The sequence below is a fragment of the Glycomyces artemisiae genome (genome assembly GCF_003002955.1).
In the GTDB taxonomy this organism is placed as follows: Bacteria; Actinomycetota; Actinomycetes; order Mycobacteriales; family Micromonosporaceae; genus Glycomyces; species Glycomyces artemisiae.
This window is the reverse complement of record NZ_PVTJ01000008.1, coordinates 229,289-252,072: the sequence shown is the minus strand read 5'-3', so window position 1 is coordinate 252,072 and position 22,784 is coordinate 229,289. Positions and strand designations below refer to the sequence as shown.

Below are 22,784 nucleotides of genomic sequence, written 5' to 3'. Positions count from 1 at the left end.
GTGCGATTGCTCACGGAGCGCGCATAAGCGCAGCGTAAGAGTGTCAGGTGCGGACGGCCGGGGTGCGGTCGCCGGTGCGCGGGCCCGGGACGGCGGCGAGGCGCATCCGCAGGGCCTGGAGGACCGGCAGGTCGTAGACCGCGCCTGCCGAGGCGAGCCACAGGCCGATGTCGGCGGCGGCCTGGCCGACCGCGACGTCGTGGACGGCGGCCTCCTCCCCGGCGCGGGCGGCCTCGGGGAGCGTCGGCCACAGGACCCAGCCTTGGACGTGCGCGTCGGGGAGGGCCGCGGTGAGGACCTTGACGGCCTCGGGGAGGTTCACGGAGTCGACGTCGGCGCTGTCGCGGCCGACCGGCGCGCACAGCAGCGCGATCCGGTCGCCGCACACGATCGCGTGCGGCACGCGCGTGTCCGGCTCGGCCGGGAGCGCCACGAACAGGCGCGCGGCGGGCAGGTTCGTGAGGACTTCGCGCAGGAGCTTCCCCGTGGGCCGGTCGGCCTTCGGGCGGGTCCCGACGGGCCCGAACGCGTTGAACTGGCGCAGCGCGGCTCCGACCTGGCGGCGCAGCGCGACGGTGTACCGGACCCGTTTCACGGTCCACGCCAGGGCGGCCCCGGTGAGGACGTACACGCCCAGGGCCCAGCCCCACGGCGTGGAGGGCCCGGCGAGGGCGATGACCGCCGCGGCGAACAGGGTCGCGAAGATCAGCCGCCCGGTGGGCGGGGGCGGGGCGGTGTCGGGGCGGCGGCGCAGGGCCCGGCTGGTCTGGACGACGACGATCATCGCGATCGCGATCGTCACCGGGATGGCCAGGAGCAGGAAGATCCACGAGTCGGAGGCGAACGCCTGGCCGAGGAACCCCAGTCCCATGAACACCCACACGGCGGCGGCCGCGATGCTGACCGCGGCGGCGATCCACGCCGAGGGCCGGTAGACGGGCCGGGCCAGGCGCAGCCGCGCGTGCCAGGGGACGGCGACGAGGGCGCCTTTGGTCGGGAAGGCGTGCTGGACCGGTTCGGGCGGAGGCGCGACGTTCCAGCCGCGGACCTTCCTGTGGGAGGGCTTGGCGGCGGCCTTGCCGTAGCGGCGGGCGGCGCGGCGCCCGAACCGCAGCAGGTCGTACTCGCGGCGCAGCCCGGCGTGCGAGAGGGTCTCCCAGGCGCCTTGGACGAGGTGGAACTCGGCCTCGTCGCCGCCGCGGTCGGGATGGGTCTCGCGCAGGCGCCGGCGGTAGGCGGCCTGGATCTCGTTGCGTGGTGCCTGCGGGCTCACCCCGAGGACGCGGTAGTGGTCTGGTTCGTTCACCACGGCTCCCGGTCGGTCGTACGGGGACGGGCCTGTGCCCGGAGAGGGGGATCGGGCGTCGGACTCGACGGTAATGGAGCCCCCAATCTACCGCCGGTTCGCCCCTTTCGGTGTCGGCAGGTCCCGAATTTTCGCACCGCCGCACCCGGACGGGTGAATCCCGGCCCGATCCGCCGCCACAGTGGAGGCCGCGAAGCCGCTTCATGAAACTGCTTGCAGCGCTGGGACCTGCGGTTTCCTTCGCGCCGGCGGGGTCGTGTGTTCGCGCGGGCGCGCGGCGCACGGGCGGTGCGTTCCTTTGCGTCGCTCCCCACTCGCGGCGGGTTCGGCGACTTCGGACAGTGCACGGCGGCCATTCGCGTTTGTCGATCTGTGTGCGCGGACGCCGACGGCCCCGCACTCGGTGCGGGGCCGTCGGCCTTGAAGATGCGGTCGCGGGGGTCGGTCGGCGGCTGCCGGGCCCGCCGAGCCGGGGCCCGGGTCTAGCCCTGCCAGAAGCGGGCCAGGGCCTGCGCGGCCGGGTCGTCGATGTCGGCGATCGCGTACTCGGAGGCGTCGACGGAGTTCACCCACGGCTCGGCCTCGGCCGACCCGAGGGCGTCGAGGTCGACCCACGGGTAGCCGTCGACCGGTTCGGGGACGTCGAGGTCCAGTTCGGGCGGGAACGTCGGCGGGTTGTCGGCCTCGTCGAGGAGCAGGTCCTCATACGTCGCGGCGTAGGCGGTCTCGTCGCCGCCGGTCGCGTCGTCGCCGTCCTCGTCGTACTCGGCGTCGACGCTGAAGCCCTCGTCGAGCGGCTCGTCCTCGTCGATGTCGTCGCCGTCGTCGAACGCGAACGCTTCGAGTCCGTCCTCGTCGGGAACCTCGCCGGTGTCGAACTCGTCGAACCCGGGGGCCTCCTCGCCGTCGTCGAGGCCGTCGCCGAACTCGTCCGAGGACGCTTCGGGGTCGAAGGGGTCGAACTCATCCATCGGATTCCTCATCTCCTGGTACGAGGGTGCGGGCCTTGGCGAGCACCTCGTCGAGCTGCTTGACCTTCTGGGCCATGGAGTCGCGGCGCTGCTTGAGCGCGGCCTGCTTCTTCGCGCGGGCGGCCTGGTCGGCCTTCGCGGCGTTCTCGGCCGCGGAGATGCGGGCGTCGAACTCGGCGGCGCGGCGCTCCAGGGCGTCGTCGAGGGTGGAGTTGAACACGAACTCGACCTCGGTGAACCGGAACCCGATCTCCTCGTTGAGGTTCGCGCGGGCCTCGGCGATGACGCGCTGCACCCACTGCTTCGCGGCCTGCCGGTCGCCCTGGATCTTCCTGCGGTACAGCAGGAACGCGGCGGCGGCGAGCCCGATGCCCACACCGGACGCGGTCAAGGCGACGGAGGCGACCGATCCGGCGACGGCGGTCAGGCCGATCATGCCCGCGCCGGCGGTGACCGCGCGCCCGGCCATCATCGCCACGCCCGCGGAGGACGCCATGAGGAGCGCGCCGTCCTGGTTCGCGTCGCGGCGGGCCCGGCCCGAGGCCGCGGCCCGCAGGCCCGCGGAGATCGAGTTGGTGGCCTGCATGAGCTCGTCCTCGGTGAACACCTGCCGCAGGACGCGCTCGGCGAGGAGCACGAACCGCTGGTGCAGCTCGCCCGACAGGCGCGCGGCGATGCCCTGGAGGGCGATGTCGATGCGCTGGGGGAGCGATTCGAGGGCGGCCTTGTTGGCCTTCTCCAACTCGTTGAGCAGGGCCTCTTCGAGCTCCTGGAGGTGGGCGCGCAGGCGCCCCTGGACCTCGATCTTCGCGCGCTGGGTCTCCACGCGCAGCGCGAGGTTCGCCTTCTTCGTCTCGGTGCGGCGGGCGTTGAGGGCCTGCTTCTTCTCCTCCTTCAACCGGTTCGCGGTCTCGGGGTCGGGGTCGTAGGCCTTCATGTCCTCCTGCGCGGAGATCGCCAGGCGGGAGAACTCGGTGCGCACCGCGCGCACGACGTTCGCGGCGACCAGGGCCTTCCCGGCGGCGCCGACCTTGACCAGGGCCCGCTGCATCTTCCCGATCCCGGACTCCTTGGCGAGGGCCTGGCGGGTCGGGCCCTGGGAGTTCAGGGCATGCTCGGCGAGCATCGCCGAGACGGGGAAGTGCGGGGCGTTGCGGAAGCGGGGCGCGTGCGCCTCGATGAGCGACCGGTTCTCCTCCAGGACCGTCCGCCACCCCGGGTACGTGTCGGTCTTCGTCAGCGCGAACACCACGAAGTTGACGCGCTTCGATGCTTCGGTGAGGAAGTCCAGCTCGGTCTTCGCCATCGGCGACGACGCGTCGGTGACCATGATGAGGCAGGTGGCGCGGGCGACCGCTTCGAGCGCGATCTGCGCGTGGTCGGGGTCCAGGCCGCCGGTGCCGGGCGTGTCCACCACGGACATGTGCTTGAGCAGCGCCGACGGGTGCCCGACGAGCATGCGCCGCGGCGGGACCATCCCGGGGGGCATGGTGCCCAGGCGGGTTGCCCAGTTCCGCAGGTCCCCGACCCCCAGGAGCATCGGGTCGGCGGCGCCGGGCTGCCAGGCGCGCACCGACGCCTGCTCGGCGTACGCGAACTCCAGATACGCGGTCGTGGCGACCTGCGCGTCCACCGGGGACAGGCCCGGCATGCCCAGGAGGGCGTTCACCAGCGAGGACTTGCCGCGCTTGGTCTCGCCGACGACGACGGCGACGGGCTTGTCGGGCTGCCAGCGGGCGACCTCGTCGACCTCCGCGGCGGCGCGGGCGTCCACCGTCCGCAATGACGCGTTCCCGGCCTTCGCGGCCTTGGCGCACAGCTTGTGGATCTGGGCGGCCGGGTTCGGTTTCGCGGCGGCCTTCTTCGCGGGCGCCGGGTTCGCGGACGCGGCCGCTGCGGCGGCGGGGGCGGCGGTGTCGGTCATGCCCGGACCCCCTGGCCGCGGTAGACGGTGACGATCGGGTGGCGCAGGATGCGGCCGCGGTCGGTGTAGCCGATCTGCTCGGTGCGGGCGATGATGCCCTCGTCGGCGGGGCCGCGGGCGGCGACGGTGGAGCCGGCTTCGTGGACGGCGGGGTCGAAGCGCTGGCCGGTGGCGTCGACCTGGGTGACGCCGACCTTCGCGAACGCGCCGTCGAGGTGCTGGGCGAGCGCGGGGGAGGTGGCGCGGTCCCGCATCCACACGCAGGTCTCGACCAGGACGGTCCGGTCGGCGGCGTTCTGGGCGGCGCGGGCGGAGTCCTGGAGCTGGCCGACGGGGATCGCGCCGGAGGCGGCGCCGGTGCCGGGGGCGGGCGCGAACGGCGGCGGCTGGAGGGGCGCCGCGGCGGCGGGGGCGGTGATGGACTTGCCGGCGATGAAGGCGACGGCGGCGGTGACGAGGACCGAGCCGGCGGCTATGGCCAGGACGCGCGCATCGAACCCGCCGCCGGTGAGGAACACCGCGCCGAGGGCCGCGGCGGCGAGGCCGACGAGGGCCCCCACCAGCGGTCCGCCGAGTCGATTCGTCACTTTGCTCTCCTTATGTGTGAACGCTTGTCGCTGTCAGCCGAGGCGTTGGGCCAGCAGATGGAAACCACGATGCACCACGTTCGCCACCCGCGCCTGGGACGGGGTGGCGCCGCCGTTGGCGAAGGCCCGCCAGCGCGCGGCGGCTTCGATGGCGGCGCGGCGCAGCTGCGGGCGGGCCTCGCCGGGCAGGCCCAGGACGACGCCGGCGTCGTCGGTGAGCGCGAGCCGCGCGACCTCGGCCTCCATGGCCTCGGGGAGCGCGACCTGCCCGGTGGTGACCTGCGCGGCGGCTTCGAGGAGCGGGAGGCGGTGGTATTCGGGGCGGGCGACGATCGACTCGACCGCGCCCCGCAGGAGGTCCCGGTCCGCGGCGGGCCCGGAGGCGGCGGCGGCGTCGAGGCGCCCGAGGGCCCATCCGGCCTTGATGACGTCGGCGCGGACGCCGAAGATCTGGTGGAGGGTGGTGCGCAGCCGCGGGAACCCGGAGGCGGCGAACAGCAGCCGCACCAGTTCACCCGTGGCGAGGTGGGGGCTGGCCTGGAGGTGGGCGATCGCGAAGTGGATGCCGTACAGGTCCAGGCGCTCCAGCAGCCGCCTGCGCTGGTGCTCGTCCACGGGGGACTCGGTGGACAGGAACAGCCCGGCGGAGGCGAGCATGAGCGCCCGCTTCTCCTCGCCGAGCCCTGCGAGGGTGCGCAGGGCCTCGCAGTCCGCGGCGGTCAGCAGGCCCGCTTCGGCGGTCTCGGCGAGGAGCCCGACGACGGGGACGACGTCGCAGACGGCGCGGCGCAGGACGTTCGCCTGGTCCCCGGCGATCGGGCCGGCGACGGGCCAGGGGTCCTGCCCGGGGCCGGGGGCGAGCTTGTCGGCCTTGTTGTACAGGCCCAGGGCGTTCATCGGCGAGGACGACAGCTGCTGCGACGCCTTCGAGAACGCCTCCAGGGCCTCGACGTCGTCGGCGCGGACCTGCTGGGTGAACACGTAGATGATCGCCTCGGCCGATTCGACGGCGGCCTTGGAGTCGTCGTCGACGTCCTCGGCGATCGGCGCGGCGAACAGCATCTCGCGGGCCGCATCCGAGATGTCGGTGTTCACCGACTGCAACCCGGGCGTGTCGACGACGGTGAGGTCGCGGAGGCGGTCGGAGGACAGCTGCACGTCGATCATCGCGGCCTCGTCGGCGGGGATCGGCAGCGACGTCGGGATCATCCCGTTCGCATCGAGCGGGACGGCGTGCTTGACGCCGTTGCGGGCGACCACGTCGACCCGGTCGGCGGGCCCGTACCGGAACTGGGTCACCACCCGCGTGCACTCCCCGGCGGCGGTCGGTGCGACGCGGCGGCCGATCAGCGCGTTCACGAGCGTGGACTTCCCGGCCTTCAGGCGTCCGGCGACGGCGACGCGAAGGGGCTGCCCGAGCCGGGCCGCGACCTCCTCGACCACGGGGCGCGACGCGGGGGAGACCTTGCCGGCCAGTTCCTCGCACATGCCCGCCACGCTCGTGGTGAGTTGTCCTGCCACCATGGTCCCCGCGTCCGCCCTCTCCTGTAGTCTCGTCGGTCCGTCCGGGCGCTGCGCCCGGTATGCGGCACTCCGGTCGCCGACGCCGGTCTGCGGCATCGAAGCTTCCGCAATATCATGAGAGGCGTCGGCGGTCCGTCGACACACACGAGATTACAAACCGCGACCGCCCGGCCGCCTCCCCCATTCGTGCCACAGCGTTAGGAGCCCCCTTGGCCGCCCCGCCCACCCCCGGACTGGCGCCCCCGATCGCCTCGACGCCCCTCGGGGTCGCCAACCGCGACGATGCCCTGCGCGCCATGGCCGGCGCGCTGGCGGGACCGGGCCTGGTGGTCGTCACCGGCCCGCCCGGGTCGGGGCGGACCCGGCTGCTGGAGCGGCTCGCGCGCGCCTCCAAGCGGCCCGTGCACGCCGGCGGGGGCCTGGCGATGCTCTCGGGGCAGCCCGCGCTCGCGCTGGAGCGGGCGACGCGGGCGCGGATGCCCGCCGACGACCTCCCTTTGCTGGCCGAGGCCGTCTACTCGCGCACCCGCGGGGGCCTGCTCGTCATCGACGACCTCCAGTGGTGCGACGCGGCGACCCTCGCGGTCCTGCCCGTGCTCGCCGAGCGCCTCCCGGTGGCCGCCGCCCTGCGGATCCCCAACCGGCTCGGCGAGGACGCCCTCGCGCGGCTCCTCGCCGCCGCCACCGTCATCCCCGTCCCCGAGCTCACCGACGCCGAAGCCGCGGCGCTCGTCGCCGAGGCCGCCCCGGCGCTGCCGGCGACCAGGGCCGCGGCGCTCGCCTCCCGCGCCGGCGGCAACCCCCTCGCCCTCACCGCCCTCGCCAAGCGCGCCGCGCACACCGGGCCGGGCGAACCCGACGCGGGCCTGCCCGGCGACCCCGCCTCCGCCGCGGCGGCCGCCATCGCGGACCTGCCGCGCGCCGGGCGCACCGCCCTGGCCGTCCTGGGCCTGCTCGGCCGGCCCGCGCACCCGTCCCTGCTGGGCGAGGGCGCGCAGGTCCTCGCCGACGCCGGACTCGCCGTCGCCGAAGGGCCGTTCCTGCGCCCGGCGTCGCCGTGGATGGCCGAGATCGCCGCGGGCATCCTCGACACCGAAGCCCGCCGGTCCATGCACGAGCACCTCGCCGACGCCACCCAGGGCGTGGAGTCCGCGCGCCACGCCCACGCCGCCGGGCTCCCAAGCCGCGCCCTCGCCACCGCGCTGGCCGCCGCCGACGGCGCCGGTCCCCAGACCCGCGCCGAGGCGCTGCTGCTCGCGGCCGAGATCGACCCCGCGCACGCCGTCCCGGCCGCCCGCGCGGCCCTCGAAGCGGGCCGCACCAACGCCGCGCTCGCGGTCCTCGACCAGGCCCCCGCAGGCGGCGACACCGCCGTCGTGCGCGCCTGGGCGCTCCTGGCGGTCGGCGAGACCGGCCGCGCCCGCGCCGCCCTCGCCGAGGCCCCCGAGGGTCCCGAGACCGACCAGCTGCGGTTGCTGTGCGCCCCGCCCGCCGAACGCGCGCTCCTGGCCGAGGAGCTGCGAGCCGCCTACCCCGACCTCGCCCATCCCGGGCTCGCCGCGGCGCTCGCTGGGGACGACCCCGACGCGCTCGCCGCCGCCGAAGCGCTCGCGCGCGACGCGGGGGACGCGACGACCGCCGCGTGGTGCGCGTGGTCGCGGGTGATCGCCCTCGCCGACGCCGCGCGCCTCGTCGAGGCCGAAGCGGTCGCCCACGAGGCCGCCGACCGGGCCGGCGCCGACGGCGCCTACTCGTGGCAGACCCGGTTCCTCGCCGCCGCCGCCTGGTGCCTCGTCCTGTCCGGGACGGGCCTGGACAACGTGATCGCCGCCGCGCAGTCCCTGGCCGACCATGCGCTCCCGGCGGTCGCCGACACGCTCATCGCCGCCTCCATCGCCCTCGCCGAAGCCGACACCGGCGCGCTCGGCGCCGCCCGCGCCCGCCTCTCGCGCCTGCACGACGCCCCCGCGGCGCTCGACGGGCTCGTCGCATGGCTGGAGCACGAGACCGCGTGGCTCGACGGCCAGCCCGGCCCCGAAGCCCCCGAGGCCCAGCCGGGCCTCGTCGGCGGGCTCGCGCACATCACCGGCCGGTGGATCGCCTACGACACCGGGACCGAGCCGGTCGCCGCCGACGCCACCCCCTGGCCCGCGCCCGTCGCGACCACGCTCGCCGCGTGGGACAAGGCCGCACCGGGCCCGTTCGCGCAGGCCGCCTCCGCATGGGACGGCCTCGCCGCCCGCGAGCAGGTCCGCTGCCTCCTCGCGCTCGCCGCCCACTCCGGGGAGCCCCAAGCCGCCGTCGCGGCCCTCGAAGCGGCCGAGCGGATCGCCGACGAGCACGGCCTCATCGTCCTGGCCGGGCGCGCCCGCCGGGGCCTGCGCCGCCACGACGTGCGCCGCGACCGCCGCTCGGCGCGCGGCGGCGGGGGACTGACCGACCGCGAGGCCGAGGTGCTGCGCCACGTCGCCTCCGGGCACCCGTCGCGGCGGATCGCCGAGATCCTCGGGATCACCGCCGAGACCGTCGAGACGCACATCCGCTCAGGCATGCGCAAGCTCGGCGCGAAGACCCGCACCGAAGCCGCGGTCCTGCTGTCCGCCGCGCCGGCCGAAGGCGGTGAGGGCTGATGGGCGAACAGGTGCCCCTGCATGTCGTCGCGGCCGGGAGCGATGCCGACGCGCTGGTGCGCCGGTGCGCGGCCGCGGGCTGGTCGGCGCACCGCGGGTTCGCGCTCCTGGAGCCCGCGTGGGACCTCGCCGACCGGCGCCTGGTGTGCCACGGGGCCGTCGGCGACGACCACACCGCGTCCCAGGCGGTCCTGGCCGCCGCCCGCGGCGCCGGGATCATCGCCGTCGCCACCGGGCAGCTGGCGCTCAACCTCGCCGCCGACCTGCGCCGCGTCGGCCCCCTCGGCCTCACCCCCGGCAAAGCCGAAGCCGCCGACGGCCTCGACCTGGACGCCGAGCAGCGCGCCCTCCTGTCGCGCCTCGCGGCGGGGTCGACGATCGCCGCCGCCGCCGAAGCCGAGTTCGTTTCCTTGCGCACCGCGAACCGCCGCATCGCCGCCGCCCGCCAGTCCCTGGGCGTCAAGACCACCCGCGAAGCGGTCATGATCTACATCAAGCACGCCCGCGACTAGCCGCTGGAGCGCAGACACAGCCGGGCCCGGTCCGCCTCCCGGCGTCCCGGGCCCGTCGGCTCCGCGGGTGCGGCTACTTCAGTTCGGCGAGGCGCGCTTCGGCCTCTTCGAGCTGGCGGCGCAGGCGGGCGGCCTCCTCGGCGGCCTCGGAGCGGATCTTCTCGACCACTTCGGAGACGACCTCGTTGACCTCGTCCGATCCCGAAGCCTGGCACATCGTCAGCGCGTTCGTGTGGGCGACCTTGGCGCCCTTGACGACCGTGCGCGCGCCGCGGGCCGCGGCCACGGACCACTCGCCGTCCTCATAGGTCAGCGTGACCGTCAGCTCGGGGTGCTTGGCAGCCTGGGCGCGCGGGCGCGCCGCCTTCTTCTTGACCACGGGCTCAGGCGCGGACGGTGCGGGTTCGGTCACGGTCTTCCTCTCGCTCACAACGGGTTTCGGTGCAGGTTCGGTCACGGGCGCTTTGGCCTCGGGCGCATCGTCGGGCAGCAGGCCGGGCCCGGTCGGCGCGGCGGCGCGCTGGCGCGGCGCCGTCCGCCTCGCCCCCTCGCCGGGGACGGGCAGGCGCAGCTCGGCCGCGGAGAACGACAGCTCGTCGGACCCGAACGCGACCTGCACGAAGTCGTCGACGCCGGCCGGGTCGAGGGCGACGACCTTCCCGGTGCGCCCGGCGACCTGCCCGGCCGCGTCGGTGAACACCACCTTGGGTTTCTTCCCTTGCGCCAGCACCGCTTCGAGATGGGCGATGTCGGCACTCGACAGTGACATCGGGGGCTCCTTCACATGGGTTCGGAGGCACGGCACTCGAAGGCGCGGCCTGGTGAACTGGACTGCATCCTCCAATACCTACACGCCGGGTCCGACACTGCCCCGCCCCGCAGTCGCGCGCACCGCCGCCGATGTCGGTGCAGCGCGTTACGGTCGCAGGCATGGACACCGCGCCCGGGCGCCCGCCCGCGGCCTACACCGAGCGGCCCGCACCCGACCCGGCCTGGTCGCCGTGCCTGTGGGTGCGCCGCGCCCCGCACCCGGCCACCACCCGGGTCGTCCCCGACGCCTGCACCGACCTCCTGTGGCACGGCGGCCGACTGGAGATCGCAGGCCCCGACACGGGCCCCCGCGACGTCCCCCTCGCCACCGGGACCGTGATCGCCGGGATCCGGCTGCGCCCCGGCGCCGCCCGGATCCTCCTCGGCGACGTCCCGGCCACCGCGGTCGCCGACGCCCAGCCCGCCCTCGCCGACCTCTGGGACCCCGGGCCGCTCGCCGACCGCCTTGCAGCCGCAGGCGACCCGTGGGACGCCGCCGCGATCCTCGCCGGAGCCCTCGCCGCCCGCGCCGTGCGGTTCGCGCCCGATGCGGCCGCGCTGGCCGCCGCGCGGGCGCTCGACGTCCCCGAGCCCCCGCCCGTCCCGGTCCTGGCCCGTGCCCTCGGGTTCTCCGAGCGGCACCTGCGCCGCCGCGTCGCGGCCGCGTTCGGCTACGGCCCCAAGACCCTCGAACAGATCCTCCGGTTCCGAAGGGCCACCGCGGCGGGGGAGCGGGACTGGGCGCGCATCGCCGCCGAGGAGGGATACGCCGACCAGGCGCACCTGGCCCGGCAGGTGCGCCGCTGGTCCGGCGTCCCGCCGACGAGCCTGCGCTTACGCCGCGCCCTCCCACGCCTTGAGGACCCTGACGGCGTCGACGGTGAACCCGGGGCGGGCCTGGAGCTCGATCCCGTCGTGCCAGCGCCGGTAGTGGATCGGCCAGCCCCCGTCCGCGTCCTGCTCGGCGGCCCGGAAGTCCAGGGCCGCACGCATCTCCGCCGCGCTGAACCACGCCGCCCCGGCACTGGCCGGGTCGGGGGCGAAGTCGCAGGCGAGGTGGTGCTCGCCGGGCGCGTACCCCGGCGGCGACTCCACACCCTCCCGGTCCGCGGGGTCGAGGAGCACCAGGCCCGCCCCGCGCACGAGCTCACCCATGCGCGCGGCGGCCTTGCCGGCCCAGGCGCGATCGGGTGCGGCGCCGAGGAACGCCGCGACGCTGAACATCTCGTACGGGTGGCTCGCTTCGAGCCGGTCGATCCGGTCGCGGCAGAACGCGGCCGCGCCGTCGATCCACGGGTGCTCGACCCTATTGCGCAGCAGGTACCCGGCCGCCCTCGCGGTCGTGAGCAGCCCGCCGCGGTCCTGCGGCGGGGCCTGGACCCACGGCGGGTGCGGATAGGCGCCGATCGTCTCCAAAAGGTCCGGGACACCCCCGTCCGGGGCCGTGTGCACCGCGAGCCAGTCGCACACGCCCGCGCCGGTCTCCTGGTCGAGGACCCCGGCCTCATCCAGAATCGCCAGCGCCGTCATCGCGGCGAGCGGCTGCGGCTCGGGGCCCTTCACATCCGGTTCGAGCGCGAACGCGAACCCCCCGTCACCGGTCCGGTGCGCGAGCACCGCCGCCCGCACTCCCTCACTCGTGCCGGTCCCGGCCAGGCGCGCCATGCGGCGCTGGTCCACCAGGCTCCCGGTGCGCCACACGAACTGCGCGGCGCGCTCCAACTGCTCTGCATCGATCCGTTCCATGCCCCTCACGCTAAAACCCGCGCCCGGCCCCGGGCTTGAACGAATCGGCCAGGCCGTGACGGGCGTGAATATCGGCTGGGGTTCAGTCCCGCGACACTTCCGATTCCCTCCACCGCCCACCTGCGCCTTTACGCTCCGGTCATGAGAGTCGCACTGGTCACCGAATCCTTCCCGCCGCAGATCAACGGCGTCGCCCGCTCGGTGGCGCGGGCCGCGGCCCACCTCGCGTCGCGCGGGATCGAACCGGTCGTGGTCGCCCCCGCCCCCGGGCCGGGCCCGCGCCCGGTCTTCGACTGGCCCGTCGTCCACGTCCCCTCCGTGCGGCTCCCGGCCTACCGGCACTTCCGCGCCGGACTCGCCACCAAAGCCCTCGACGACGCGCTCGACGCCCACCGGCCCGACGTCGTCCACCTCGCCAGCCCCTTCGGGTACACCGCGCGCGCCGCGGCCTGGGCCGAGCGGCGCGGCGTCCCCGCCGTCGCGGTCTGGCAGACCGACCTGCCCGCCTACACCCGCGCCTACCACCTGACCGCGTTCGAACAGCTGGTCTGGCAGCGCCTCAAGTCGATCCACTCCCGCGCCGCGGTCAACCTCGCCCTCTCCGAATGCACCGCCCGGTCCCTCACCGCCCAAGGCATCGGCGGCGTCGCGGTCCTGCCGCACGGGGTCGACACCAACCGGTTCCACCCCGCCTTCCGCGACACCGCCCTCCACGACGCGCTCGCGCCCGACGGGGAGCTCCTGGTCGGCTACGTCGGCCGCCTGGCCCGCGAGAAGCAGCTGCACTGGCTCGCCGACACCGCCGCACTCCCCGGCGTGCGCCTGGTGATCGCCGGGGACGGCCCCCGCCGCAAAGCCCTGGAGCGGCTCCTGCCGCAGGCGCAGTTCCTCGGCGCCCTCCACGGCACGGACCTGTCGCGCCTGTACGCCTCCCTCGACCTGTTCGTCCACACCGGGCCGTTCGAGACGTTCGGGCAGACCATCCAGGAGGCCCACGCCTCCGGCGTGCCCGTGCTCGCCGTCGACGCCGGCGGCGCGCCCGAACTGGTCGACCCGGGCGTGGACGGCACCCACTTCCCCGCTGGCGACACCGCCGCGCTGGCGGGCCTCGTCGCCTCCCTCGCCGGGCAGCGGGACGTGCTGCGCCAGTGGGGGCGGCGCGGACGATTGAAGGTCCGCGGCCGCACCTGGGAGGCCGAAGGCGACGCGCTCATCGAGCACTACGGGCGGGCGCTCGCACTGGGGCCGGCGCGCGGCGGCCTGCGCCCACCCGTCCCCACGGCTTGACGTACGACAGGATCGTCGCGCCGAGGTAGACCGCCGAGGACACGATCGGCGCGGCGATCACCTGGTCGTCGAGGACCTGCAACCGGTCCGGGTCGAGGATCGCCGCAGTCGCCTCCAGGCCCGGGAGCAGCGCGAAGACCGTCGCGGCGAACGCGGCCACCGTCGCGATCAGCTTGACGAGGACCCACTTGTGCGACGGGCCCCAGCGGGTCCCGAACATCAGCACCGTGCCGGTACTGATCGCGACGAGCCCGATCGGGACCGCGATCGCGGAGGCGAGCGCGTCCATCGCGGTCCCGGCCGCGAACTGCACGGCCGCGTCCTCAGTGGTGACGGCCCGGACACCGAGGACCAGGAGGCTCAGGCTCAAGCCCAGCCAGGCGACCGACGAGGCGACGTGGGCGATGACGAAGGCCCGGTACGCGGGGCGGCGGAGTTTTCTCATACCGTCCACGCTCGCCCCCTCACGCAGGCGGGCGCATCGGAGCAGACGCGTATCCGCCCCTACGCCCACCCGCTGACCCCGCCTAGATCGGCTCCGCCGCCACCGCCGCAGTACTGCGCCTCGTCCACTTCAAGCCCACGAGCGGGAACACCAGGACCGACACCATCGCCGCCCCCACCATCGCCGCCGCGACCGCCTCCTCCACCAGGCCCCGCTCCGCCGCAGTCGACGACGCGATGACCACGATCGGCAGCTGCGTCGCCGCGAACGCCGCCAACGCACCCCGGTCCCGCCCCGCCAGCGCCCTCCGCGCGAACAGCCACGTCACCGCCCCGCGCACCACCGCGAACACGAGCAGGAACACCGGGATCAGCGCCAGCGCCACCGGCGACCCGAGCAGCTCGTCCAGATCGAACGTCACCCCCGTGTACACGAAGAACACCGGGACGACCGCACCGAACCCGATCCCGTCCAGCTTCGACTGCACCAGCGCCTCCTCCCGCTCGTCCAGCGCCGACAGCAGCACATGCATGCACACCCCCGCCGCGAACGCCCCCAACGCGATATCGACGCCGATCTCCGCCGCCAGCAGCACCGCCCCCAGCAGCACCAGCACCGACAAACGCACCGCCAACTGCGCCGACGTCCCCAACGTCGCCGACAGCAGCCGCCCCACCCGCGCCGACCGCCGCAGCGACCCGATCGCCGCCGCCGCAACCGCAAGACCCGCCAACGCAATAGCCAGCGTCGTCCTCCCCGAATGGTGACCCTCCGAATAGAACAACGCCAGCAACGCGATCGGCGCGAACTCGCCCACCGCCCCCACCGCCATCAGATGCGGCCCCACCGGCCCCGCCAACAGCCCCGAATCCCGCGCGATCGGCAGGATCGTCCCCAGCGCCGTCGACGACACCCCGATCGCCAGAATCAGCACCGCCCCACCGGCACCGGCCGCCCACATCGCCCCCGCCGCCAGCGCGAACGACACCACCCAGCCCGCCGACGCCGCTACGATCGGCCGCCCCCGCACCGCCCGGAAGTCGATCTCGTACCCCGCCAGGAAGAACAGCATCGCCAACCCCAGCTGCGAGACCGTCTCCAGCAGCACCCCGGTCTGCACCAGACCCAGCACCTGCGGCCCGATCACGATGCCCAGCACGATCTCCACCACCACGCCCGGCAGCCGCACCCACCGCTCCAGCCGGTCCACCAGCAGCGGCGCCGCCACCGCCGCCATCGCCAGCACGACCAACTGCACCGACAACCCGTCCCAGTCCACCGCCGGAGCTTAAAGCCCCGCACCGCCCCCCAGGACCCGAAACGGGGCCTAACCCCACCCCGCATCGGGGGAGCAACAGCACTACCGGACAGTAACCAGCAGACGTAGCCTCGAACCATGGCACTGGCACCCGCGATCCACGACCCCAAACCCCGCCTCCGCGGCTGGCTCCACGCCGGCGCCTTCCCCGTCGCACTCCTCGCCGGACTCGCCCTCACCGCCACCGCCCCCACCTACGCCGGACGCGTCTGCGCCGCGATCTACGTCGCCGCCTCCGCCCTCCTGTTCGGCGTCTCCGCGCTCTACCACCGCACCAACCTCACCCAGCGCGCCACCGCCGCCCTCAAACGCCTCGACCACGCCAACATCTACCTCATCATCGCCGGCACCTACACGCCCATCGCCGTCCTCGCCCTCGACGGCACCGCCCGCACCGCACTCCTCGCCGTCATCTGGACCGGCGCCGCCGCAGGCGTCGTCTTCCGCGTCCTCTGGCACGGCGCCCCGCGCTGGCTCTACACCGCCCTGTACATCGTCCTCGGCTGGGCCGCAGTCTTCGTCACCCCGCAGCTCGCCGCGGGCGCCGGCATCGCCGCCACCGTCCTCATCTTCACCGGCGGAATCCTCTACACCGCCGGCGGCATCGTCTACGCCCTCAAACGCCCCAACCCGTCCGTGCGGTGGTTCGGATTCCACGAAGTGTTCCACGCCTTCACGATCGCCGCCTACATCGCACAGTTCGCCGCCGTCGCACTCGTGATCCACTCGGCCGCCTGACGATAGGATCGGCGTACCGACGACGGAGGCAGCGCCGCCATGAGCGACCGCCAAGCCAGGGGAGTGGACCGGGCCATCCAGGAAGCCAAAGCCCGCGGCGAGTTCAAGAACCTCCCCGGCGCCGGAAAACCCCTCCCGGGCATCGGACAGCCCCTGCACGAAGACTGGTGGCTCCACCAGCAGGCCACCCGCGAAAGCATGGGCCTCGACGCCCTCCCGCCCGCACTGCGCCTCGGCAAAGAACGCGAAGACCTCCCCGCGACACTCGACGCCCTCGATGACGAGGCCGCCGTGCGCGCGGCCGTCGAGGAGCTGAACGGACGCATCCGCAAGGCCCTCATCGGGCCCGTGGAGGGCCCGCCGCTGCGGTTCGGGCTCATCGACGTCGACGAGGCCGTCGCCGCCTGGAGAGCCCGCCGTCAGTAGCCGAGCATCGGTCCGGCAGTCCCGCTTGACGGCGCCCCTGCTTGACGGTGCCCAGATTCACTTGACAGTGTCTAGTTTCAGGCGCATCCTTAACTTGACACTGTCAAGACCGGCTTTGCGCCCCCCACCGAAGGCACACCCATGGCACCCGTCATCACGCTCACCGCCGTCACACTCCTCGCCCGCCTCGCCGGGCTCCTCGGCGCCGACGCCCTCACCGACTGGCAGCTGTGCCTGCGCATCGGCCTCGCCGCCATGTTCACCCTCACCGGCGCCGTCCACTTCCACCCGAAGTTCCGCACCGACATGGCCCGCATGATCCCCGAACGCCTCCCCGCACCCGCCGCCCTCGTCGCCCTCACCGGCGTCCTCGAACTCGCCGGCGCCGCCGGACTCCTCATCCCCGCCACGGCCACCGCCGCGGCCCTGTGCCTCGCCGCGCTCCTGGTCGCCATGTACCCCGCGAACTACTCCGCCGCCAAACGCGGCATCCCCCTCGCCGGATCGCCCGCCACCCCCATCGGCATCCGCACCGCCGAACAGGCCCTCTTCATCGCCCTGTGCGTCCTCGCCGCACTCTGACGAATCCCGCCCGGGCACGGGAAAGGCCCGGACCCCCACCGGGTCCGGGCCCCTTGCCCACGCCTATAACGCTACCTGGCGTCCCAACGTCAGATACGCGAACCCGAGCAGACCCCGGTGACCCCGCAGCCACCAGGCACGATGCGCATCCGCCGCGGCCCGCACCTCCTCGGCCCGCTCATGACCCGGATTGGCCTGCAACCAGACCTCCTTGTCCATGAGGAACTCCGACTCGAAGTCGTCCCACTCGTGCTGCTCCACCGACTCCACCCGCAAAGGCCGCAGCCCCGTCGCCACCGCCGCGTCCACCAGGTCCGGCAGCAGCAGCCACTCGTCGGCCTTCGTGTCCGGCCACATCCCCGCCAGCTCCGCCTCCGTGGGCGTGCGCTGCCAGATCCCGTCGCCGAACAGCAGCCGCCCGCCCGGCTTCACCAGCGGCGCCAGCGCCGCCACCGCCTGCGCGCTCGTCCCGAACGCATGCGCCGCACCGATGCAGATCACCAGATCCGCAGGCTCGGTCCAGTCCTCGCCCTGGTACTCCACGAATTCGAGCCGGTCCGCGATGCCGCGGCGGGCCGCGCCCGCCCGGCCCCGCTCCAGCAGCTCCAGATCCGAGTCGATCCCCACCGCCTTCGCGCCCGGGACCCGCTCGGTGATGCGCTGGAGCAGCTCGCCCCACCCGCACCCGATGTCGACGATCGACGACGGCGCGAACGCCGCGCAGTCGTCGACCTGCCGGTCGAACCGCCACTTGGCGATGGGGGAGTTGCAGTCGAGGTGGCCGTACCGCGCCGGCCTGTCTTGAGAAGTCATCGCCCGGACCGTAGCAGCGGCCCGCCCCGGGCGCAAACGCGAACCCCCGCCTACACTCACGGCCATGATCCTCGTCCACGCGTACGTCTGGTCCCAGCCCGAGCACCGCGACGCCTACCGCGCAGGCCTGCGCGCACTCCAGGAATCCACCCTCGCCAGCGACGAAGGCTGCCTCGACTACCGGTTCTGGGAATCGGTCACCGAACCCGGCGCGTTCGTGTGCGTCGAAGCCTGGACCGACCGCGCCGCCCTCGACGCCCACCTCGCCGCACCCCACCACACCGCCGGCTCCGCGGCCCTCGACCCCTACCGGGCCCGCCCCGCCGACGTCCGCGTCTACGAAGCCCACCCCACCAGCCTCTAAAGCACCGAGACCGCCATCGAGATGCACACGTCGCACCCCGATGGCACACTCGCACCCATGACCGACGACCTCAAACACCACCTCCAGCGATACCTCCAGACCGCCCGCGAAGCCCTCCTGTGGAAACTCGACGGCCTGGGGGAGTACGACCTGCGCCGACCCCTCACCCCCACCGGCACCAACCTCCTCGGCCTCGTCAAGCACTGCGCCGCCACCGACGTCGAGTACTTCGGCCTCTGCTTCGACCGGCCCTTCCCCGACCCGCCCGCCTGGTTCCCGCTCATCGAAACCGTCCCCAACATCGAGATGTGGGCCACCGCCGACGAGACCGCCGACTCCATCACCGGCCTCTACAAGCGCGTCTGGGACCACTCCAACGCCACCATCGACGCCCTCGACCTCGACAGCGAAGGCACCGTCCCCTGGTGGCCCGAAGAACGCCGCACCGTCACCCTCGGCCAGATCCTCGTCCACATGATCGCCGAGACCAACCGCCACGCCGGACACGCCGACATCGTCCGCGAGACCATCGACGGCGCCGCCGGGCTCAACGAACGCAACTCCAACCTCCCGCCCGCCGACCAGTTCGACTGGCCCGCCTACCGCGACCAGGTCGAACAAGCCGCCCGCACCGCAGCAGGCGAATAAGACCAACCGGGGGCCCGCAACCGCACCGGGCCCCCGACACCACGCGACGCCAGGGGAGTACCCCTACTCCCGCGCCGGCACCCGCGCCTCCGCCGCCAGCGCCCGCTCACGCCACGACCCCGCCTCGGCCACAAGCTCAGCACGAGCCGCCTCCGCAGCCTCCAACCTGGAAGCCAGCACCCGCAGATCCGCCACCGCCGACGCCGCCTCGCCCTGCAACCGCTCCACCACCGAGCCGCGCTCGGCCGCCAAAGCCGACGCCTGCTCCGCATCCCGACGCGCCACCGCCAACTCCGCCACCAGACCCTCCACACGCGACCGCTCCCGGTCCCGCTCCACCATCACCGACGCCACCCGACCCTCAGCCCGCTCCAGCGCCGCCTCACCGGCCCGCAGCGCCTCAGCCGCCTCCGCCTCCACCCGCTCCGCACGCTCCCGCGCCACCTCCGCCTCACCACGCGCCGACAACGCCGCCCGCTCGGCCTCCTCACGGCCCGCGACCGCCGCGTCCCGCTCCGCCACCGCGGCCGCAGCCTCGCCCCGCGCCGCCTCCGCATCGCCAACGGCCGCATCCCGCTCCGCGACCGCCGCCCGCGCCTCACCCAGCGCACGACCCGCCTCCTCACGCGCCGCCTCAGCGTCCTTCACCGCCGCAACCCGCGCCGACACCGCCTCCTTCGCCCGAACCTCAGCCGCCTCCGCGACCCCGGCCACCCGCTCCACCTCAGCCACCGCCGCCGCAAGCTCGTCACGCAGCGCCGCCGCACGACCGGCCACCTCGTCCCGCTCCGCACGAGCCGCCGCGACCGCGCTGGCGGCCTCGGACCGGACCTCCGCGATCCGCGCCTCGACTTCCGCCGGGTCCGTCTCGGCCCGCAGCGCCTCAGCGAGCGGCGCCAGCGCCGACGTCATCGACTGCTCGATCTGCTCGTACAGCTCTTCGGCCCGCGCCAGCGCGCCCTCCAGGCCCGGCGTGGCGCGGCGCAGCTCGCGCTGGCGTTTCGCCTGGGAGGCGCAGTCGCCGTCGGCGCAGTACAGGCGGGGCCGTCCGCGGCCGGGCTGCTGCGGGATCGGCGTCCCGCAGCGCTTGCAGAGCGTGACGGTCCGCGGCCCGGCGGCTTGGGCGGTCTGACCGGTCTGGTTGCTGGCATCTGTTTTCGTCATGCCCACAGCCTAACATTATTTATTTCCGGTATTGATATTTAAATAACCGGAAAATAAGCGTGTCGTCGCGCAGTACATAACTCACGAGAAGTGCCGTTCCCGCAAGTTATGAGTCTTGGGGGCCTGACACGACCTTGGGGCTGCGGGGCGCCCGAGGGGCCGTTCTGGCCGGTTCGGCTGCCGTTGTCGGCGGGTGCTGCGACGATGGCGGGAGATCGGACGGAAGGAGTCTGCGATGGGTTCGATCCTCAATCCCTACGTGTCGTTCAACGGGAACGCGCGGGAGGCGATGGAGTTCTACCAGTCGGTGCTGGGCGGTGAGCTGAACGTGATGACGTTCGGCGACTCGGGGGTGCCGGACGCCCCGGCCGACCAGGTGATGCACGCGCAGCTGACGTCGCCGGCCGGGTACACGGTGATGGCGTCGGACACGCCGCCGGGCATGCCGTACGTGCCGGGCCAGAACATCTCGATCAGCCTCTCGGGCGACGACGGGGACGCGCTGCGCGGGTACTTCGAGGGCCTGTCGGAGGGCGGGTCGGTGAACATCCCGCTGGAGAAGCAGATGTGGGGCGACGAGTTCGGCGCCCTGGTCGACCGGTTCGGGATCGGCTGGATGGTGAACATCGCGGGGAGCTAGTCCCCGCGGCGGAAACGGACGAACAGGCGGTGGGCGGGACATGGGTCCCGCCCACCGTTACTTGTGGGAATATCGGCGGCGGTGCTAGTTGAGGCCGCGGCGGAGGCGCCAGTACGCGGCGCCGGTCAGCAGCGCGGAGAGGCCGAGGGCGATGGCGAACTCGGTCCACTGGAACCGCCAGTACCGGTCGGCGGGCTGGTAGACGACGTCGAACGCGGCGTCCTTCTGGGACAGGCACTCGTCGGGCGGGACGTTGACGGCCCGGCAGTCGTCGGCGTCGTCGGCGGTGAACGCGGTCCCGTCGGCCATGCGCACGGGCATCTCGTCGCTGACGACCCACGCGCCGGGGATGGTGTAGCCCATGACGGTGGCGCCGGAGTCGTCGAGGGTGAGGCCGTCGATGTAGCCGACGGTGTTGGCCTCGGCCATGGTGATGGTCTCGGTGACCGGCTCGGCGTACAGGGGCCGCACGAACCCGCCCATGACGAGCTGGAAGCCGAGGAACACCAGGAGCGTCAAGGCCATGGCGGCGAGGGTCCGGCGGGTGAGCGCGCCGATGGCGAGGCCGAGGGTGAACGCCAGGACCGCGTACCCGAAGGGCGCGAGGTTGCGGGTGACGAACTCGATGGGGTGGAACCGGGAGTCGGCGAGGTCGTCGAGGGGGCTGACGGCCCAGGTGAGCAGGAGCGTGACGGACCCGGCGAGGAGGACTCCGGCTCCCCCGGCGACGGCGAGCTTCGCGGTGAGCCAGCGGGTGCGGGTGACCGACTGGTTCCAGGCGAGGCGGTGGGTGCCGGCTTCGAGTTCGCGGGTGACCAGGGGTGCGCCCCAGAACGCGCCGAAGACGGCGAGTCCGGCGAGCAGGAGCAGGCCCAGGAGGGTGAGGGTCATGCCGAACCGGTCGTCGAGAAAGTGCGCGGCCTCGTCGCAGGCGGTGGTGCATTCGGTGACGAGGGTGCGGTAGGCGTCGCGGACGTCCCAGGCGAGGTAGAGGATGTAGGCGGCGGCCGCGGCGAGGACGGCGGCGGTCCACAGGGTCTGGGCGCGCATCTGGCGCCAGGTCAGCCAGATCATCGGGCGGTCTCCTGGAGGATCGGGGCGGCGAGGCCTTCGGCGCGGTGCAGGTAGGTGAGGACCATGTCCTCCAGGCCGATCGGCTCGGCGCCGGGTAGGTCGAGGGGCGCACCGGCGGTGTTGTGGACGATGAGCGTGGTCTGGCGGTCGGTGTGGTCGGCGGCGACGACGTCGACGCCGGGTGGGAGCTGGTCGAGGGCGCCGCGGGGGCCGACGATGCGGTGGTGGGCGGCGGTGAGGTCGTCGATCTCCCCCGCGACCTGGACGCGGGACTCGGCGAGGATGACGAGGTGGTCGCAGACGCGTTCGACGTCGGCGATGAGGTGGGACGAGAGCAGGACGGAGACGTCCATGTCGGCGACGAACTCCATGAGGGACTGGAGGAACGAGCGGCGCGCGAGCGGGTCGAGCGCGGCGACCGGCTCGTCGAAGATCATGAGGTCGGGGCGTTTGGCGGCGGCGAGGGTGAGGGCGAGCTGGGCCTTCTGGCCGCCGGAGAGGCGCCCGGCCTTCTTGGCGGGGTCGAGGCCGGTCTGGCGCAGGCGCTCGTCGGCGAGCTTCGCGTCCCAGCGGGGGTTGAGCTTCTCCCCCAGCCGCAGGTGGTCGGCGACGGTGAGCTGGGCGTAGACGGGGGTGTCCTGGGCGACAAAGCCGACGCGGGCGAGCTGCGCGGCGTCGGCGGCGGGCCGGTTCCCGAGGACGTCGATGGTGCCCGCGGTGGGGCGGATGAGGCCGGCGGCGAGGGCCAGGAGCGTGGACTTGCCGGCGCCGTTGGGGCCGACGAGGCCGACGATGCGCCCGGCGGGGATGTCGAGGGTGACGTCGGTGAGGGCCGCATGGGGCCCGTAGCGCTTGGTGAGCGCGTTCGTCGCGATGACGGGGGTGTTCATGGTTCCTGCGCGGTCCTTCTCATGGTGGTGTCGAAGAGCGCCCGGACGGCGTCGTCGGCGAGGCCGGCGGCGCGGGCCCGGGTGATCCACTGGTCGAGGCCCGCGCGGAGTTCGGCGTGGGCGTCGAGGTCGTCGCCCGCGAGGGTCGCGGTGACGAAGGTGCCGCGCCCGGGTTTGGGGGCGACGAGTCCCTGGCGTTCGAGTTCGCGGTACGCCTTGAGGACGGTGTTGGGGTTGATCGCGACTTTGGCCACGACTTGCTTGACCGTCGGCAGCTGGTCCCCCACGGTGAGCATCCCGAGCCGGAGGGCCTGCTGGACCTGGTGGACGAGCTGCATATAGGGGGCGACGCCGGAGCGCGGTTCGAGGTGGAAGTCGATCACAA

General features: G+C 73.9%; 23 protein-coding genes and 1 pseudogene. 10 read left to right on the top strand and 14 right to left on the bottom strand.

Going from position 1 to position 22,784, the window contains the following annotated elements:
- Nucleotides 1–43: 43 nt before the first annotated feature.
- The 5 genes from B0I28_RS20480 to B0I28_RS20460 all read right to left on the bottom strand — a co-directional run bounded on the left by B0I28_RS20480 (nucleotide 44) and on the right by B0I28_RS20460 (nucleotide 6,312).
- Nucleotides 44–1,306, bottom strand: a complete 1,263-nt coding sequence (locus B0I28_RS20480; RefSeq protein WP_146148178.1) for a J domain-containing protein — start codon at nucleotides 1,304–1,306, stop codon at nucleotides 44–46.
- Between the two features lie 482 nt (nucleotides 1,307–1,788).
- A complete protein-coding gene (locus B0I28_RS20475; protein WP_106365698.1) occupies nucleotides 1,789–2,277 on the bottom strand; it encodes a hypothetical protein in 489 nt (162 codons plus the stop codon).
- Complete coding sequence (locus tag B0I28_RS20470) at nucleotides 2,270–4,201, bottom strand: dynamin family protein (RefSeq protein WP_106365697.1); 1,932 nt, start codon at nucleotides 4,199–4,201, stop codon at nucleotides 2,270–2,272. Before B0I28_RS20470 ends, B0I28_RS20475 begins: the two co-directional genes overlap by 8 nt.
- A complete protein-coding gene (locus B0I28_RS27690) occupies nucleotides 4,198–4,788 on the bottom strand; it encodes a nucleotide exchange factor GrpE (RefSeq protein WP_219926888.1) in 591 nt (196 codons plus the stop codon). Before B0I28_RS27690 ends, B0I28_RS20470 begins: the two co-directional genes overlap by 4 nt.
- Before the next feature lie 33 nt (nucleotides 4,789–4,821).
- On the bottom strand, nucleotides 4,822–6,312 hold the full coding sequence (locus tag B0I28_RS20460) for a dynamin family protein (RefSeq protein WP_106365696.1): 1,491 nt from the start codon (nucleotides 6,310–6,312) through the stop codon (nucleotides 4,822–4,824).
- 209 nt (nucleotides 6,313–6,521) lie between these two features.
- On the opposite strand from B0I28_RS20460, the gene B0I28_RS20455 reads away from it, so the two are divergent.
- Nucleotides 6,522–8,942, top strand: coding sequence for a helix-turn-helix transcriptional regulator (locus B0I28_RS20455; RefSeq protein WP_219926887.1), 2,421 nt, complete (start codon nucleotides 6,522–6,524; stop codon nucleotides 8,940–8,942).
- The gene (locus B0I28_RS20450; RefSeq protein WP_106365695.1) at nucleotides 8,942–9,454 is read left to right on the top strand and encodes a LuxR family transcriptional regulator; all 513 of its coding nucleotides are present in this window, start codon (nucleotides 8,942–8,944) and stop codon (nucleotides 9,452–9,454) included. The genes B0I28_RS20455 and B0I28_RS20450 overlap by 1 nt, the downstream gene beginning before the upstream one ends.
- A 73-nt stretch (nucleotides 9,455–9,527) precedes the next feature.
- On the opposite strand, the gene B0I28_RS20445 is transcribed toward B0I28_RS20450, so the two are convergent.
- A complete protein-coding gene (locus B0I28_RS20445) occupies nucleotides 9,528–10,223 on the bottom strand; it encodes a hypothetical protein (RefSeq protein WP_106365694.1) in 696 nt (231 codons plus the stop codon).
- A 131-nt stretch (nucleotides 10,224–10,354) separates the two neighbouring features.
- On the opposite strand from B0I28_RS20445, the pseudogene B0I28_RS28650 reads away from it, so the two are divergent.
- Nucleotides 10,355–11,086 (top strand): annotated as a pseudogene (locus tag B0I28_RS28650) (helix-turn-helix domain-containing protein); the annotation flags it as partial.
- A 12-nt stretch (nucleotides 11,087–11,098) separates the two neighbouring features.
- On the opposite strand, the gene B0I28_RS28040 reads toward B0I28_RS28650, so the two are convergent.
- On the bottom strand, nucleotides 11,099–12,010 hold the full coding sequence (locus B0I28_RS28040) for a hypothetical protein (protein WP_245889052.1): 912 nt from the start codon (nucleotides 12,008–12,010) through the stop codon (nucleotides 11,099–11,101).
- Nucleotides 12,011–12,151: 141 nt separating this feature from the next.
- Between B0I28_RS28040 and B0I28_RS20435 the strand changes: the two genes are divergently transcribed.
- A complete protein-coding gene (locus tag B0I28_RS20435) occupies nucleotides 12,152–13,297 on the top strand; it encodes a glycosyltransferase (protein WP_106365692.1) in 1,146 nt (381 codons plus the stop codon).
- Here the strand turns inward: B0I28_RS20435 and B0I28_RS20430 are convergent.
- Together B0I28_RS20430 and B0I28_RS20425 are read right to left on the bottom strand one after the other, a co-directional pair.
- On the bottom strand, nucleotides 13,221–13,742 hold the full coding sequence (locus B0I28_RS20430) for a DUF2269 domain-containing protein (RefSeq protein WP_106365691.1): 522 nt from the start codon (nucleotides 13,740–13,742) through the stop codon (nucleotides 13,221–13,223). The genes B0I28_RS20435 and B0I28_RS20430 overlap by 77 nt on opposite strands.
- Before the next feature lie 82 nt (nucleotides 13,743–13,824).
- Entirely contained in the window at nucleotides 13,825–15,021 is a 1,197-nt protein-coding gene (locus B0I28_RS20425; RefSeq protein ID WP_106365690.1) for a cation:proton antiporter, read from the bottom strand.
- Nucleotides 15,022–15,138: 117 nt separating this feature from the next.
- Between B0I28_RS20425 and trhA the strand changes: the two genes are divergently transcribed.
- From trhA to B0I28_RS20410, 3 genes are all read left to right on the top strand, one after another.
- Entirely contained in the window at nucleotides 15,139–15,798 is a 660-nt protein-coding gene (gene trhA / locus B0I28_RS20420) for a PAQR family membrane homeostasis protein TrhA (protein WP_106365689.1), read from the top strand.
- A gap of 39 nt (nucleotides 15,799–15,837) precedes the next feature.
- Nucleotides 15,838–16,224, top strand: a complete 387-nt coding sequence (locus B0I28_RS20415; RefSeq protein WP_106365688.1) for a DnaJ family domain-containing protein — start codon at nucleotides 15,838–15,840, stop codon at nucleotides 16,222–16,224.
- A gap of 141 nt (nucleotides 16,225–16,365) precedes the next feature.
- On the top strand, nucleotides 16,366–16,806 hold the full coding sequence (locus B0I28_RS20410) for a DoxX family protein (RefSeq protein ID WP_106365687.1): 441 nt from the start codon (nucleotides 16,366–16,368) through the stop codon (nucleotides 16,804–16,806).
- 63 nt (nucleotides 16,807–16,869) lie between these two features.
- Here the strand turns inward: B0I28_RS20410 and B0I28_RS20405 are convergent, their stop codons facing one another.
- The gene (locus B0I28_RS20405) at nucleotides 16,870–17,619 is read right to left on the bottom strand and encodes an SAM-dependent methyltransferase (RefSeq protein ID WP_106365782.1); all 750 of its coding nucleotides are present in this window, start codon (nucleotides 17,617–17,619) and stop codon (nucleotides 16,870–16,872) included.
- Nucleotides 17,620–17,683: 64 nt separating this feature from the next.
- Between B0I28_RS20405 and B0I28_RS20400 the strand changes: the two genes are divergently transcribed.
- Together B0I28_RS20400 and B0I28_RS20395 are read left to right on the top strand one after the other, a co-directional pair.
- Nucleotides 17,684–17,983 (top strand): putative quinol monooxygenase, encoded by a 300-nt coding sequence (locus B0I28_RS20400; protein WP_106365686.1) that lies wholly within the window; start codon nucleotides 17,684–17,686, stop codon nucleotides 17,981–17,983.
- A gap of 57 nt (nucleotides 17,984–18,040) precedes the next feature.
- Complete coding sequence (locus B0I28_RS20395) at nucleotides 18,041–18,631, top strand: DinB family protein (protein WP_106365685.1); 591 nt, start codon at nucleotides 18,041–18,043, stop codon at nucleotides 18,629–18,631.
- A gap of 63 nt (nucleotides 18,632–18,694) precedes the next feature.
- Here B0I28_RS20395 and B0I28_RS27375 read toward each other — a convergent pair whose 3' ends face one another.
- Nucleotides 18,695–19,795 carry a coiled-coil domain-containing protein gene (locus tag B0I28_RS27375; protein WP_106365684.1) on the bottom strand — a complete coding sequence of 367 codons (1,101 nt, stop codon included), beginning with the start codon at nucleotides 19,793–19,795 and terminating at the stop codon, nucleotides 18,695–18,697.
- Between the two features lie 235 nt (nucleotides 19,796–20,030).
- On the opposite strand from B0I28_RS27375, the gene B0I28_RS20385 reads away from it, so the two are divergent.
- The gene (locus tag B0I28_RS20385) at nucleotides 20,031–20,435 is read left to right on the top strand and encodes a VOC family protein (protein ID WP_106365683.1); all 405 of its coding nucleotides are present in this window, start codon (nucleotides 20,031–20,033) and stop codon (nucleotides 20,433–20,435) included.
- An 84-nt stretch (nucleotides 20,436–20,519) separates the two neighbouring features.
- On the opposite strand, the gene B0I28_RS20380 is transcribed toward B0I28_RS20385, so the two are convergent.
- The 3 genes from B0I28_RS20380 to B0I28_RS20370 are packed head-to-tail and all read right to left on the bottom strand — an operon-like array spanning nucleotide 20,520 to nucleotide 22,782.
- Nucleotides 20,520–21,509 carry an ABC transporter permease subunit gene (locus B0I28_RS20380; RefSeq protein WP_106365682.1) on the bottom strand — a complete coding sequence of 330 codons (990 nt, stop codon included), beginning with the start codon at nucleotides 21,507–21,509 and terminating at the stop codon, nucleotides 20,520–20,522.
- Nucleotides 21,506–22,399: an ABC transporter ATP-binding protein gene (locus B0I28_RS20375; protein ID WP_106365681.1), complete on the bottom strand. Its 894-nt coding sequence runs from the start codon at nucleotides 22,397–22,399 to the stop codon at nucleotides 21,506–21,508. The genes B0I28_RS20380 and B0I28_RS20375 overlap by 4 nt, the downstream gene beginning before the upstream one ends.
- A complete protein-coding gene (locus B0I28_RS20370) occupies nucleotides 22,396–22,782 on the bottom strand; it encodes a GntR family transcriptional regulator (protein WP_106365680.1) in 387 nt (128 codons plus the stop codon). Before B0I28_RS20370 ends, B0I28_RS20375 begins: the two co-directional genes overlap by 4 nt.
- Nucleotides 22,783–22,784 lie beyond the last annotated feature (2 nt).

Coding starts and splice junctions, on each gene's coding strand:
- B0I28_RS20375 (WP_106365681.1), bottom strand. CDS start 22,399: ATGAACACCCCCGTCATCGCGACGAACGCGCTCACCAAGCGCTACGGG.
- B0I28_RS20450 (WP_106365695.1), top strand. CDS start 8,942: ATGGGCGAACAGGTGCCCCTGCATGTCGTCGCGGCCGGGAGCGATGCC.
- B0I28_RS20435 (WP_106365692.1), top strand. CDS start 12,152: ATGAGAGTCGCACTGGTCACCGAATCCTTCCCGCCGCAGATCAACGGC.
- B0I28_RS20460 (WP_106365696.1), bottom strand. CDS start 6,312: ATGGTGGCAGGACAACTCACCACGAGCGTGGCGGGCATGTGCGAGGAA.
- B0I28_RS20410 (WP_106365687.1), top strand. CDS start 16,366: ATGGCACCCGTCATCACGCTCACCGCCGTCACACTCCTCGCCCGCCTC.
- B0I28_RS20400 (WP_106365686.1), top strand. CDS start 17,684: ATGATCCTCGTCCACGCGTACGTCTGGTCCCAGCCCGAGCACCGCGAC.
- B0I28_RS20405 (WP_106365782.1), bottom strand. CDS start 17,619: ATGACTTCTCAAGACAGGCCGGCGCGGTACGGCCACCTCGACTGCAAC.
- B0I28_RS20385 (WP_106365683.1), top strand. CDS start 20,031: ATGGGTTCGATCCTCAATCCCTACGTGTCGTTCAACGGGAACGCGCGG.
- B0I28_RS20395 (WP_106365685.1), top strand. CDS start 18,041: ATGACCGACGACCTCAAACACCACCTCCAGCGATACCTCCAGACCGCC.
- B0I28_RS20475 (WP_106365698.1), bottom strand. CDS start 2,277: ATGGATGAGTTCGACCCCTTCGACCCCGAAGCGTCCTCGGACGAGTTC.
- trhA (WP_106365689.1), top strand. CDS start 15,139: ATGGCACTGGCACCCGCGATCCACGACCCCAAACCCCGCCTCCGCGGC.
- B0I28_RS20415 (WP_106365688.1), top strand. CDS start 15,838: ATGAGCGACCGCCAAGCCAGGGGAGTGGACCGGGCCATCCAGGAAGCC.
- B0I28_RS20470 (WP_106365697.1), bottom strand. CDS start 4,201: ATGACCGACACCGCCGCCCCCGCCGCCGCAGCGGCCGCGTCCGCGAAC.
- B0I28_RS20445 (WP_106365694.1), bottom strand. CDS start 10,223: ATGTCACTGTCGAGTGCCGACATCGCCCATCTCGAAGCGGTGCTGGCG.
- B0I28_RS20430 (WP_106365691.1), bottom strand. CDS start 13,742: ATGAGAAAACTCCGCCGCCCCGCGTACCGGGCCTTCGTCATCGCCCAC.
- B0I28_RS27375 (WP_106365684.1), bottom strand. CDS start 19,795: ATGACGAAAACAGATGCCAGCAACCAGACCGGTCAGACCGCCCAAGCC.
- B0I28_RS28040 (WP_245889052.1), bottom strand. CDS start 12,010: ATGGAACGGATCGATGCAGAGCAGTTGGAGCGCGCCGCGCAGTTCGTG.
- B0I28_RS20380 (WP_106365682.1), bottom strand. CDS start 21,509: ATGATCTGGCTGACCTGGCGCCAGATGCGCGCCCAGACCCTGTGGACC.